The sequence below is a fragment of the Bacillus sp. jun7 genome (assembly GCF_051034795.1).
Taxonomy (GTDB): domain Bacteria; phylum Bacillota; class Bacilli; order Bacillales; family Bacillaceae; genus Bacillus; species Bacillus velezensis.
This window is the reverse complement of sequence record NZ_CP093219.1, coordinates 464865-477823: the sequence shown is the minus strand read 5'-3', so window position 1 is coordinate 477823 and position 12959 is coordinate 464865. Positions and strand designations below refer to the sequence as shown.

At 46.2% G+C, this 12959-nt stretch carries 11 protein-coding genes and 1 pseudogene; all 12 read left to right on the top strand.

Going from position 1 to position 12959, the window contains the following annotated elements; translation table 11 throughout:
• Window positions 1-323: 323 nt before the first annotated feature.
• The 12 genes and pseudogenes from MJQ52_RS02065 to MJQ52_RS02010 all read left to right on the top strand — a co-directional run bounded on the left by MJQ52_RS02065 (window position 324) and on the right by MJQ52_RS02010 (window position 12916).
• On the top strand, window positions 324-1742 hold the full coding sequence (locus MJQ52_RS02065) for an alanine/glycine:cation symporter family protein (RefSeq protein WP_071391774.1): 1419 nt from the start codon (window positions 324-326) through the stop codon (window positions 1740-1742).
• Between the two features lie 203 nt (window positions 1743-1945).
• Entirely contained in the window at window positions 1946-2902 is a 957-nt protein-coding gene (locus MJQ52_RS02060; protein WP_101563058.1) for a sugar kinase, read from the top strand.
• A gap of 29 nt (window positions 2903-2931) precedes the next feature.
• Window positions 2932-3951, top strand: coding sequence for a zinc-binding alcohol dehydrogenase family protein (locus MJQ52_RS02055; protein ID WP_165409095.1), 1020 nt, complete (start codon window positions 2932-2934; stop codon window positions 3949-3951).
• Between the two features lie 13 nt (window positions 3952-3964).
• Entirely contained in the window at window positions 3965-4600 is a 636-nt protein-coding gene (locus tag MJQ52_RS02050) for a bifunctional 2-keto-4-hydroxyglutarate aldolase/2-keto-3-deoxy-6-phosphogluconate aldolase (RefSeq protein ID WP_012117658.1), read from the top strand.
• A 1-nt stretch (window position 4601) separates the two neighbouring features.
• Window positions 4602-5678 carry a mannonate dehydratase gene (uxuA, locus tag MJQ52_RS02045; RefSeq protein WP_071391771.1) on the top strand — a complete coding sequence of 359 codons (1077 nt, stop codon included), beginning with the start codon at window positions 4602-4604 and terminating at the stop codon, window positions 5676-5678.
• Window positions 5675-6511 carry an SDR family oxidoreductase gene (locus MJQ52_RS02040; RefSeq protein WP_076851244.1) on the top strand — a complete coding sequence of 279 codons (837 nt, stop codon included), beginning with the start codon at window positions 5675-5677 and terminating at the stop codon, window positions 6509-6511. Before uxuA ends, MJQ52_RS02040 begins: the two co-directional genes overlap by 4 nt.
• An 83-nt stretch (window positions 6512-6594) precedes the next feature.
• On the top strand, window positions 6595-7596 hold the full coding sequence (locus MJQ52_RS02035; RefSeq protein WP_025650135.1) for a substrate-binding domain-containing protein: 1002 nt from the start codon (window positions 6595-6597) through the stop codon (window positions 7594-7596).
• Window positions 7597-7672: 76 nt separating this feature from the next.
• Window positions 7673-8944, top strand: a complete 1272-nt coding sequence (locus MJQ52_RS02030) for an MFS transporter (protein WP_053285108.1) — start codon at window positions 7673-7675, stop codon at window positions 8942-8944.
• A 118-nt stretch (window positions 8945-9062) separates the two neighbouring features.
• Window positions 9063-9878 (top strand): annotated as a pseudogene (locus tag MJQ52_RS02025) (hypothetical protein).
• Entirely contained in the window at window positions 9875-10483 is a 609-nt protein-coding gene (locus MJQ52_RS02020; protein WP_060674247.1) for a DUF4166 domain-containing protein, read from the top strand. The pseudogene MJQ52_RS02025 and the gene MJQ52_RS02020 overlap by 4 nt, the downstream one beginning before the upstream one ends.
• Window positions 10477-12108, top strand: coding sequence for a YndJ family protein (locus tag MJQ52_RS02015; protein WP_191073317.1), 1632 nt, complete (start codon window positions 10477-10479; stop codon window positions 12106-12108). The genes MJQ52_RS02020 and MJQ52_RS02015 overlap by 7 nt, the downstream gene beginning before the upstream one ends.
• Window positions 12109-12619: 511 nt before the next feature.
• Window positions 12620-12916, top strand: a complete 297-nt coding sequence (locus tag MJQ52_RS02010) for an MFS transporter (RefSeq protein ID WP_167860172.1) — start codon at window positions 12620-12622, stop codon at window positions 12914-12916.
• Window positions 12917-12959 lie beyond the last annotated feature (43 nt).

Here is a 12959-nt window from a genome sequence, read left to right as displayed (position 1 = left end):
AATGTAAAGTAAACACATTTATTAAATTTAAAAAATTATTATCCTGGTTAAGTATATACCATTCCATCCATCTTTTCATCTCTTTTTTCTTAAAGACCTATTTGTTATGATATGCACGCATTCCTTATAACGTGACAACATTTTTCAGGCTGTAAGATAAAAAACGGGGCATGACAGCAAAAGATGTGATGAAGAAACCGAAACATTTTCTTAAAAAAACTTCTCAACCACTGTTGTTGTGATATAATAATACCCGTTGTGTTAAAAGATCTAACATATGCAGCAAAAATGACAGTAAAAGATATGTAAAAGGGAGGTTAAACATGGAGGCTTTCATCAGTGAAATCATAAATGTTCCAAATGATTTTATTTGGAAGTATCTTGTTTATATTTTAGTCGGGATCGGATTGTACTTTACGTTCCGTTTTCGCTTTATTCAATTCCAGTACTTTTTTGAAATGTTCAGAATCGTCGGGGAGAAGCCGCAAGGAAATAAAGGAGTGTCTTCAATGCAGGCATTCTTTATCTCAGCCGCTTCTCGTGTCGGAACCGGAAACTTGACCGGCGTCGCGCTGGCGATTGCAACAGGCGGTCCCGGCGCAGTATTTTGGATGTGGATCGTAGCGATTGTCGGTATGGCTTCCAGCTTTGTGGAAAGCACTTTGGCGCAGCTGTATAAAGTGCGTTCCGGTGACGAATTCCGCGGCGGTCCGGCATATTACATGGCAAAGGGTCTGGGCGCCCGCTGGCTCGGTATTTTATTCGCCGTATTGATTACCGTTTCTTTCGGACTTATCTTTAACGCCGTGCAGTCAAATACGATTTCTGTGGCGTTTGACGAAGCGTTCCATGTGAATAAAACAGTTATCGCAATCATTTTAGCTGTATTAACGGCTTTCATTATATTCGGCGGTCTGAAGCGTGTTGTTTCCGTCTCGCAATTAATCGTTCCGGTTATGGCGGGAATGTATATTCTGATCGCGCTGTATGTCGTGATTGTAAATATCTCGGCGGTACCTGAGCTGCTTGTTACGATTGTGAAAAATGCGTTCGGTTTTGAGCAGATCGTCGGCGGAAGCTTAGGAAGCATCATTATTATCGGAGCGCAGCGCGGCCTGTTTTCAAACGAAGCGGGAATGGGAAGCGCGCCGAATGCGGCAGCAGCTGCACATGTGTCGCATCCGGCTAAGCAGGGATTAATTCAGACCCTCGGCGTGTTCTTTGATACGTTTATCGTTTGTACATCGACTGCTTTTATCATTTTATTGTACAGCTTTACGCCTAAAGGCGACGGCATCCAAGTGACGCAAGCCGCACTGCAGCACCATCTCGGCGGATGGGCGCCGACATTTATTGCGATTGCGATGTTTTTATTCGCATTCAGCTCAGTCGTCGGCAACTATTACTATGGTGAAACGAATATCGAATTTATTAAAACAAGCAAAACATGGCTTAATATTTACCGCGTATTCGTCGTAGTGATGGTGGTATACGGATGTTTGGCTGACTTCCAGATCGTCTGGGACATGGCAAACTTGTTTATGGGACTCTTGGCTCTCATTAACTTAGTGGCAATCTTACTGCTGAGTAATGTAGCCTACAAGATCTATAAGGATTATGCCGCTCAGCGCAAAAAAGGTCTTGATCCGGTATTCAAAGCCGAGAATACCCCGGAACTCCAGCATATTGAAACATGGGCGGAAGAAGAAGGTACAAGCCCTGAACGTAAGACTGCTAACTGAGGAAACATGCATACAATTTTCAAAAAAACCCCTTACATTTTGTTGTGAGGGGTTTTTTATGTGAAAAACCGGGTTATTTTTACTGAAAACAGATTTTTTTGAATTTATTGTATTTTTCTCTTGTGTATGTAAGGGCTTTCATATAAAGTTTAACTAAACCGGTTTACCAAACCGATTTAGTCTTAAAGGAAAGGAGTATTGATGTGGCTTCTGATTATGGCATTTTTACGATCGGTGATGCGATGATCACCTTAAATCCCGCAAGCACAGGACCTTTGCGTTTTGTTACCCATTTTGAACGAAAAGCAGGAGGAGCTGAACTGAATTTTGCGATTGCATGCGCCAGATTGAACCTGCACTCAAAGTGGGTCAGCAGACTGGGGAAGGATGAGTTCGGCAGAGTGATTTATCAGTTTGCCAAAGGAGAAGGAATTGATGTGACTGACGTCTCCTTTGTTGAAGGCTTTCCTACATCTTTAAATGTCAAAGAGATCAGAAATGACGGTTCAGGCAAGACGTTTTATTATCGTTTCAATTCACCAATTCTGACTCTTGCACCGGAAGATATAACAGAGAATATGTTTGCCGGCATTCACATCGTTCATCTTACCGGTGTGTTCCTCGCGCTTGATAAGAAAAACCTTGAAATTGCTGAAAGGGTGCTTTCCATCGCCAAAGCAAGAAAGATTCCCGTATCTTTTGATCCGAATATCAGGCTGAAGCTGTGGACGATTGAGGAGGCGCGTGCGGCATTTCATCAAATCTTTCCGCATACTGATATTCTTCTGGCAGGCCGGGACGAAATGAAACAGCTGACAGGTATAGGAGAAAATGAAGCATTAGCCCGGTTTGCAGAGAGCTATTCAATCAGTCAGCTAGTCATAAAAGACGGTGAAGCAGGTTCTGCGCTGTATCATGATCATAAGTGGGTTCACAAAGAGGCTTTCCCGGTTGCGCCTGTTGACACGGTAGGAGCGGGTGACGGCTTTAATGCCGGCTACCTGTACAGTTATCTGCATGGTTTTGAACCGGAAAAACGTCTGGAGTTTGCAAATGCAGTCGGTGCGCTCGTCACCACAGTTTCCGGTGACAATGAAGGGCTTCCCTACCTAGAAGAGGTTCTGTCATTTGTAAACAAAGAGACTGTGATTGAACGGTAGCAAGCACAACTTAAAAAGCGGGTGAAAAAATGAAAGCGGTTCAAGTACGGAAAGCATTTGATCTGATGGTGACGGAATGTGAGAAACCGTCTGTTGTCCACGCGGATGATGTTCTTGTCAAGGTGAAGCGTGTCGGAATTTGCGGATCAGATTTGCATATTTATCATGGGACAAATCCGTTAGCTTCCCTGCCGAGAGTAATCGGACATGAAGTCACAGGGGAAGTCGCAAAGACCGGTTCTCATGTCCGGCGTTTCAAGCCGGGTGACCGGGTAGTGATTGAACCGATATCTTATTGCGGAACATGCTATGCCTGCCGGAAAGGACGTCCGAACGTCTGCAAAGCGCTTTCGGTGTTCGGCGTTCATGAAGATGGCGGGATGCGGGAATATATCGTGCTTCCGGAAAAGCAGCTGCATGCTGTTTCGCCCGATCTGCCCTGGGAGGAAGCGGTCATGGCAGAACCATATACGATCGGCGCCCAGGCCGTTTGGAGAGGCCGTGTCGAGAAGGAAGATACCGTTTTGATTCAAGGAGCGGGACCAATCGGAATCTGCATATTAAAAATGGCAAAGTTCAAAGGCGCTTCCGTCATGATAACCGACTTGAATGATGAACGCTTGGCATTCGCTGAAAAAAACGGTGCGGACGTTACCGTCAACGCGCAAAAAGAAGATCCCGTTTTGCGGGTGAACGAATGGACAAAAAATGAAGGCGCCAATGTCGTCATTGATGCTGTCTGTCTCCCCTCAACGTTTGAAACGTCAATTGACGCGGTGTCTCCGGCCGGTCATGTGGTTGTGCTAGGTTTTGATGAGAGGACTGCCGGCATTTCTCAGCTTCCGATCACAAAAAAGGAAGTCACGATCACCGGTTCAAGATTGCAGACGAATCAGTTTCCGTACATTACAGACTTACTGAATAAAGGCCTGTTAACGCATGGCGGTCTTATTACACATACATTTTCAGCAGATGACGTCCATCAAGCATTTCAGTTGATCGAACAGCACCCGGGCAAGGTGGGAAAAGCAATCATTACGTTTGATTAAAGGAGGAGCGAGAATGCTGCCTAAGTACGCCATTTACGAAAAACTTCTGCATGCACAAGTGGTGGCTGTCATAAGGGGACAAAACAGCCAAGAGGCGCTTGAAGTTTCAAAAGCGGCCATTTCAGGAGGTATCAGCGCCATTGAGCTTACATACACAACTCCTGAAGTGGAAGATGTCTTTAAGGAACTCCGGCATCAAGATATTCTTCTTGGAGCCGGTTCTGTAATGGATACAGAAACGGCGAGACACGCCATTTTATCAGGCGCCTCATTTATCGTCAGCTCTCATTTTGTAAAAGAGATAGCATCTCTATGCAACCAGTACAGCGTACCGTATCTTCCGGGATGCATGAGCGTGTCTGATATGGCTTTGGCGCTCGAAGCCGGATGTGATGTGGTAAAGCTGTTCCCCGCTAATTCGTTTGACCCTTCATTTATCAAGTCGGTCAACGGCCCTCTGCCGAATGTCCGCATTATGCCGACCGGGGGTATCTCATTAAACAGCATGAATGACTGGCTTTCTGCCGGAGCGGTCGCGGTCGGAGTGGGAAGCGACTTGACAAAAGCATATCAAAAGGGCGGCTATGAAGCTGCCGTATCCCTCAGCAAAGAATACGTCTGCCGAAAAAACGAATATACGGGGGTGTAACATGAATATCACGTTTCGCTGGTATGGCCAAGGTAATGATACGGTGACTCTTGAACATGTCAGACAAATTCCCGGGGTCAAAGGCATCGTCTGGGCTCTTCACCAGAAGCCCGCGGGCGAAGTATGGGAAAAGGAGGACATTGAAGCGGAAGTCAGATTCATTCAATCCTATGGGTTTCATGCAGAGGTCGTGGAAAGCGTGAATGTTCATGAAGCCATTAAACTCGGCCATGAAGAACGCGGACAATATATCGAACACTATAAACAGACCATTCGCAATCTGTCCGAATTCGGCGTGAAAGTCATCTGTTACAATTTCATGCCGATATTTGACTGGACGCGTACCGATATGTTCCGCGCGCTGGAGGATGGGTCAACCGCTTTGTTTTTTGAAAAAGCGAAAGTGGAAAGTCTGCCTCCGGAGGAACTGATCCGCACGGTTGAGAAATCTTCTGATTTGACGCTTCCCGGGTGGGAGCCGGAGAAAATGGCCCGGATCAAGGAACTGTTTGAGGCCTATCAAACGGTCGGTGAAAAACAGCTTTGGGCCAATCTAGAATTCTTTTTACATGAAATCCTTCCTGTAGCGGAGGAACACGGCATTCAAATGGCCATTCATCCGGATGATCCGCCCTGGTCAATTTTTGGCCTGCCCCGTATTATCACCGGTGAGAAAAGTTATGAAAAGCTGCGAGAGATTTCAGATTCACCCGCCAACTGTATTACGTTGTGCACGGGTTCGATGGGAGCGGATCCCGCCAATGATATGGTAAAGATCGCCAAACGCTATGCGGGAGCTGCGCCGTTTGCCCATATACGAAATGTGAAAATCTGCGATAACGGTGATTTTACGGAAACTTCGCATCTTACCAGTGATGGGTCCATTGATGTTACCAGTGTGGTAAAAGAATTGCACGGCCAAGGCTACAAAGGATATGTACGGCCTGATCACGGCCGTCATATCTGGGGCGAACAATGCCGGCCGGGTTATGGTTTATATGATCGTGCCTTAGGAATTATGTACTTGAACGGACTGTGGGATGCGTTCTCGTCTCATGAGAAAGGGGTGAAGAGATGAGACCGATTCATGAACGTTTATCAGGAAGAACCGCTGTCATAACAGGCGGGAGCGGTGTTCTCTGTTCAGCAATGGCAAAGGAGCTTTCACGGCAGGGGATGAAAATTGCGATCGTCAGCCGGAATGCTGATAAAGCAGAGCGTGCGGCGGGCGAGATTGCTGACGCTGGAGGAACCGCGGTTTCTGTACCGGCTGATGTTTCAGCCCGTGATTCGCTTGAAAAGGCAAAAGACGAGATTATCAGCCGGTTCGGTTCTGTCAATCTTTTAATAAACGGAGCTGGGGGAAACCACCCGGATGCGATCACTGCCAGTGAGACGTATGAAGAGGATGAGCAGGGCACATCATTTTTTGATATGGACGAAACGGGGTTTTCCAGCGTATTTTCAAGCAACTTTACCGGTGCATTTCTGGCATCGCAAGTGTTTGGAAAAGACCTTTTGAAGGCGGAATGTCCCGCGATTATTAATATTTCTTCTATGAGCGCGTATACACCGATGACAAAGGTGCCCGCCTACAGCGCGGCTAAGGCGGCGGTTCAGAATTTTACGATGTGGATGGCTGTTCATTTCGCAAAAAAAGGGCTGCGGGTGAATGCCATCGCTCCGGGTTTCTTTTTGACTGCGCAAAACCGTGAGTTGTTATTACAGGAAGATGGAAGTCTGACAGACCGATCCAATAAGATTATGGCACATACACCGATGAAACGTTTCGGGAAACCGGAAGACCTTCTGGGAACGCTCCTGTGGCTTTCGGATGATTCATGCTCAGGCTTTATCACCGGGGTCACCGTTCCCGTCGACGGAGGTTTTATGGCTTATTCCGGAGTGTGACAGAATCCATGTCCCTGTCAGATTGTAAACCATTTACTTCTGACTTATACTAGTGAAAAATGAAGACAGACGGGGATGAGTCTATGAAAACCATTACAATTTCTGATGTGGCGAAATATGCAAACGTATCTAAAAGCACCGTATCTCAATTTTTAAATCAGCGCTATGACTATATGAGCGAGAAAACGAAACAAAAAATAGAAGCGGCCATTCAAGAGCTGAACTATCAGCCGAATTTCGTCGCCCGCAGCTTAAAACAGAAATCAACATTTACAGTAGGTGTGGTGGTGGCTAATATTCTTCACACCTTTTCCACTCAGGTCATCAGGGCGGTGGAAGACTATTTTCATGAACAAGGATTTCATATTATTGTCTGCAATGCGGATGATGAACCGGAAAAAGAAAAGAAATATATTGAAATGCTGCGGGCCAAGCAGGTGGACGGAATTATTATTTTTCCGACGGGCGAAAATCTCTCTTTATATGAAAAGATGAAACGCGATACGTTTCCGGTCGTGTTTATGGACAGAACCATTGAAGAACTCGGGATTCCGACAGTGATGCTTGATAATCATCATGCAGCCGGTCTTGCCGTTGACCGGTTTATCGAAAGCGGCATAAAGAGAATCGCGATTATTACGACGTCCATTATTCGGGAAATCAGTCCGAGGGTAGAAAGGATTGAAGGGTATAAGAAGGCGCTTGACCGCCACGGAATGATAGTGCGGAACGAATATATCAAAACAGCCGATGCGGCTGATATTTCCAATGTTTTGTCAGAGCTGTTCTCACTTGAAGAGCCTCCGAAAGCGATATTGGCGGCAAACGATATCGTTCTTGTTGAGGTGCTGAAGTATATGAAGGAGCATGATATGACAATTCCGGATAAGGCAGCCGTCATCGGAATTGATGAAGTTCCTTTTGCGGGTTTTTTTACTCCTCCGATTACGACGATCGTTCAGCCTGCGGCAGAAATGGCGCGAAAAGCAGGAAGCCTTCTTCTTCGCCAGATACAAGAAAAAGATGGCGGTGAAAAACGGATTCACCGCTATAAACCGGCGCTGCTCGCAAGGCAATCCGGATAACCGGTTTCATTGCATAAACCGGTTTACTCCGGCAATTTTAATATCTGAATATTAAGAAATAAGAGGGAGGGATTTTATGTTCTCAAAGGATAGATTCCCTATTATTCTTCTTTTATTTTCAGCCGGGGTGATTAACTATTTAGACCGCTCAGCGCTGTCTATTGCAGCGCCGTTCATACAGCAGGATCTCACATTGTCGGCAACCCAAATGGGGCTGATTTTCAGCAGTTTCTCTGTCGGATACGCTGTGTTTAACTTTCTCGGCGGTGTTGCATCTGACCGGTACGGGGCTAAATTGACATTGTGTACGGCGATGATCGTTTGGTCTCTTTTCAGCGGAGCGGTTGCGCTTGCTTTCGGATTTGTAAGTCTTTTGATTATCCGTGTTTTATTCGGTATGGGGGAGGGGCCGCTGTCGGCTGCCATAAGCAAAATGGTCAACAATTGGTTTCCTCCGTCTCAGCGCGCCACGGTCATCGGCCTGACAAACAGCGGAACGCCGCTCGGCGGAGCGATCTCCGGCCCGATTGTCGGGATGATTGCTGTGGCGTTCAGCTGGAAAGTTTCCTTTGTCCTGATCATGATCATCGGTTTAGTCTGGGCGCTCATCTGGTTTAAATTTGTCAAAGAACGGCCGGCGCCGACGGAAGACGCCCCGGCAATGAAAGCAGCGATTCAATCGCATGAGCAGCATATCCCGATGACCTTTTATTTGAAACAAAAAACGGTTCTCTTCACGGCTTTTGCCTTTTTCGCCTACAACTACATTTTATTTTTCTTCTTAACATGGTTTCCGAGCTATCTGGTGAAAGAACGCGGTTTAAGTGTTGAATTTATGAGCGTGGTGACTGTTATTCCCTGGATTCTTGGATTTATCGGTTTGGCGGCAGGCGGAATGATTTCTGATTATGTATTCAAAAAAACCGCCGGAAAAGGGGTTTTGTTCTCACGGAAAGTCATTCTTGTCACTTGTCTGTTCGCTTCCGCTGTACTGATCGGATTTGCCGGACTTGTTACCACTACCGTAAGTGCCGTTATTCTCGTTGCTTTATCAGTCTTCTTTTTATATATAACGGGCTCTATCTATTGGGCGGTCATTCATGATGTGGTTGATCAAAGGAATGTCGGGTCAGTCGGCGGCTTTATGCATTTTCTTGCAAACACGGCCGGTATTATCGGGCCTGCTTTAACCGGCTTTATCGCGGACAAAAGCGGATCATTCTCGGGGGCGTTTTTGCTTGCAGGCGGATTAGCCGTTTTGGCCTCGGCTGCGGTAATCCGTTTCGTGCGTCCGATTATCATTCAAACCGCTTCTGAAGATAAAAAAGACACGATACCTTATTCATAAGTCATCAAAGTCACTGAGGCTGTCCTGCCGATAACGGGATGGCCTTTTCGTTCTGCCGCTTGATCTGTTCCTATGATAATATAGGAATTGTTTACAAAAGAAGGGAAGAGGAGGGGGCATGAAACAGAAGCCGATATATGTCGAAATCTATATTGCATCTGATATAGAAACGCTTTGGGAATATACGCAAACCCCGCATCTTCATAAGGAATGGGATCTGCGTTTTTCTGACATTACATATCTTCATAGGCTGCCAGATGAACCGCAGAGATTTCTATATGAAACACGAATCGGTTTTGGGCTGAAGGTATGCGGCACGGGCGAATCAATAGGTGACATAAGGCCTCGCTCGTCAGAAAGAGTGTCTTCGCTCGCTTTTGCCTCTGATCATCCGCTGTCACTTATAAAAGAAGGCAGGGGCTACTGGAAGTATATAGAGCGGGATAACGGACAAACCGCATTTTTGACTCAATATCAATATGAAACGGCCCGCGGTCTGCCGGGAAGTTGGATAGACCGGTTTTTATTTCGTCCTCTGCTAAGCTGGGCTACCGCATGGAGCTTTGATGCGTTGCGGCTTTGGATAGAACAAAACAGACATCCGAAGATATCAGTCCGTTTCGGGTTTGTCTATGTCTGTATGTGTCTCGTATTCAGTATGTATTGATTTTTTCAAGGCTTTCATGATGGCTGTGCCGATGCAGAGATCGTGAGGGGAGCGCTGGAGACAGGGTTAGGGGTATTATGGCTGCTTCCCATGCGGAGAAAGTGGCTGATTCACACCGGGCAGTCAGTCTTCTTTTGTGTAACGGCACTGCTATATTCCGGCGGCGGATTCGTGATCTCATTAGGAGTGCTTACGATAGCCGGCATGATTCTTAAGCTCAAGCTGCCGAGCGCCTGGCATACAAAGCGAAAGAGAGAAGTGAAATGACGGATTCAATGTATGAAAAAACGATTACTCATTATCAATCACTGCACCCGATGCTGCAGAAACGGTACAGATTTGACGGATCACGCACGTTTTGCGGAGAAGGCGTTATGTCAGAAATAAAGGGAGGTTCTTTTCTTGTCAGAATGCTTTTAAAGACAGGTGTTTTTTTCAGATGTTTTTTCTCAGAGAGGGGAAACGATATCCCTTTCACTATCGAAAACAAAAACAGGCAAAATGGCGTGGAATGGAATCGTACCTTTTTCTTTAAAGGCAAAACGCGTTTTTTTGATGCGGTCATGGAATATGATGAGCGGGAAAACAGAATTCTTGATTACTTCGGCAAACCTCACATCCTACTGTCTGAACTGCATTTAGAAGCGTCTTCAGACGGAGGGCTTGTTATTACATCCGGAAGGCAGTGGCTCCTGATAGGCGGAAAGAAAATCCCGCTTCCGGCATGGCTGTGCGGGAATTCAACCGTTTATGAGGCTTATGATGAGGAAATGAATTGCTTCAGCATAAAGGTTCATGTGAAAAACCGGATACTCGGCACGCTTTTCTCTTACCGGGGGACTTTCCGGGAAACAGAGGGAGAAACATGCTGAAGCGTCATCTCATGGTAAGTGTGATTTGCTTTTTGGGATTTGCGGCGGCTGAAGCTCCGTATATATCAGGTGCTGAGACGTTTGTTTTATTATCCATACTTTTTTTCGTTCCCGCTGTATTCTGCTTTGCTTTTCGGCCGTCAAAGACCTTAGAGAATGTGTGGTTACGGAGTTATCCTGTTGCCGCTATATGTGCGGCGCTTGCGTTTGTCACAGGCTTCAGTTTTTTTGCCTTTGTATGGCTCATTTATACGCTTGGACTGGCACTGTATGCTGTCCGGCGGCTGATGAAAACAAATATTCACAGAACAGAAGAGATGTCTGTTATGGCGGGTTTCATTTATTTGGCCGGGGGCGGATTCTGGTTCTTCGCATATGTCCTTGAGATTCCCGTCATGAATTTCGGCCCGCTTATCGTTCTGCTGACGGCGGTGCACTTTCACTATTCCGCTTTTCTCATTCCGATCTTTAACGGATTGCTCGGCAGGATCATACGGGAGAAACGCGTACTTTACCGGTGGAGCACGGTCATTATTTTGATTTCGCCGGTCCTTATTGCCTTGGGGATTACATTTTCAAAGACACTTGATGTGATTGCTGTCGCTCTGTATCTGGCGGGTCTGTATGTAAATGCATATCTCGTCTTTACAGCGCCGTTTGTTACGAAAACAGGCAGGGTCTTGATCAGGAGTTCATCGGCTGTGTTAATGACCACACTTGCTTTTTCTTTGATATATTCGTACGGTGTCTACCGCGAGGAGGCAACGCTCACGATCAGCCAGATGATTTGGATTCACGGGGCCGTCAATGCATTCGGCGTTATCCTGCCGGCTTTGGCGGGGTGGAAGTTGGAAAATCCGAGACCGTTTGATGAGGACAGTGAAAGAACATTCAGCCGTATTTACGGGAAGAGAACGATAGGCAAAGAATTTTTGACAGATATTCATGCAGCAAATGACATCCATTATACCGGCCTTCTGGATCAGCTGAGAGAACTGCATTCTGAAGACTTTTCAACTGAAAAACTGGCGCCGGCCGTTATTTCCTTTTATGAAAAGACAATTGATTATGACATCATGGCGAAAGTGACGTGGAGCGGATGGTTTCGTCCGTTCGCGCGCGTGTACGAGCCGTTCAGCAGAAGAGCGGGGCAGATTCATCTGTCCATGAATCCGGATTGGTATATCATGCACAGTGATATTATAGGAGTTGACTCTGACAAAGACGGCAGAAAAAATGTCCGTGCGTGGATCAGAACAAATGAAAAGCAGGAAACCGTTTTTACTGCGCTGTATTCAGCGTACAGGGCAAAAGGGGAAGGATACATGAATATCTCTCTTCCGCTGCCGTACGGCCAAATGACGGGCATTTTAAAGCCTTATGTGCGTAAGCAGAATCTTGTTTTGACAAGCAGACGGCGAAAAAGCGGAGCGGGTGATGAAGGGATTTATCTCCAGACGAAATGGGGAACGTGTCATCTTCCGCTGGCAGAGACATTTCTTATTTCAGCCCAGAGCGAAACAAGCCTGAAGGCCGTTCATCATATGTGGCTGTTCGGACTGAAATTTTTAACTGTGCATTATCGGATCACTCACGCTTCCGCAGGTAATCGAAGCAAATATTAAGCTGCAGAGCCGTCTGTTTATCAGGCGGCTTTTTCTCATCTACATAGGTTATATTCACCATTTTATTTGCGAGCTATTTTGCGGCGGATGACACGAAAGGAGTCATCCGCTGGATCTCATTTATTCTCGTGTTAGCAGCTGTCAGGAATGTGCATGAGCGGTTATGTTGTCAGTGAATGAGGATGGGACGCGGCATTTTTGGATCGGGAGCGGCCCGGGAGCGGCCTCGGTCTTTGCCTGTCTTTCATGATTCGCGAAATGAAAACGACCGCAATGTTTGGCTTCACAACGGCGAGAAAGAAATCAGCTTGTTGTCTTTTCGTTTATGACTCTGCACGCACTGACTCCGCTAGTGATAGGAACATTAGTTCGCAGGTGCGGAAACGGGTAACATTAAAGCTGTTTTATTTACTCGCAGCCTTTTTATTTTTATCATTCCTTTTACCGTCAGCTCGATGGCGCTTTATGTGGTTCAGGTTTTAATAGGTTTTTCACTCGGCATTATTTTCCTTTGCTGCTTGGAATGTCGATTGAGTCTGTTCCGGAAGACATGAGAGCAACATCGATGGGGGCATACCAGGCGCTTTATGCACTCGGTATTTTCGGAGGACCTTTGGCCGAGGGATTTTTTAATGATTGGCTGGGGCTCAGAGCCGGATTTTATTTCGCGGCAGTGCTCGGGCTGGCGGCTGTCATACTTGCTCAGCTCATATGTGGGGAGCCGATGCGAAAAAATCGTCGGAGTATTACCAGACATGATTTTATTTTTGTGTACGCTTTCAAAAAAGAAGAGATCTTATTCGGATAAAATTCATTACAATATATGTATTTTTAGTGAAAATAAGTATCCT

Bases quoted from the DNA above. Each gene is read 5' to 3' on its own strand.
- MJQ52_RS02065 (WP_071391774.1), top strand. From the start codon at position 324: ATGGAGGCTTTCATCAGTGAAATCATAAATGTTCCAAATGATTTTATT.
- MJQ52_RS02055 (WP_165409095.1), top strand. From the start codon at position 2,932: ATGAAAGCGGTTCAAGTACGGAAAGCATTTGATCTGATGGTGACGGAA.
- MJQ52_RS02050 (WP_012117658.1), top strand. From the start codon at position 3,965: ATGCTGCCTAAGTACGCCATTTACGAAAAACTTCTGCATGCACAAGTG.
- uxuA (WP_071391771.1), top strand. From the start codon at position 4,602: ATGAATATCACGTTTCGCTGGTATGGCCAAGGTAATGATACGGTGACT.
- MJQ52_RS02040 (WP_076851244.1), top strand. From the start codon at position 5,675: ATGAGACCGATTCATGAACGTTTATCAGGAAGAACCGCTGTCATAACA.
- MJQ52_RS02035 (WP_025650135.1), top strand. From the start codon at position 6,595: ATGAAAACCATTACAATTTCTGATGTGGCGAAATATGCAAACGTATCT.
- MJQ52_RS02030 (WP_053285108.1), top strand. From the start codon at position 7,673: ATGTTCTCAAAGGATAGATTCCCTATTATTCTTCTTTTATTTTCAGCC.
- MJQ52_RS02020 (WP_060674247.1), top strand. From the start codon at position 9,875: ATGACGGATTCAATGTATGAAAAAACGATTACTCATTATCAATCACTG.
- MJQ52_RS02015 (WP_191073317.1), top strand. From the start codon at position 10,477: ATGCTGAAGCGTCATCTCATGGTAAGTGTGATTTGCTTTTTGGGATTT.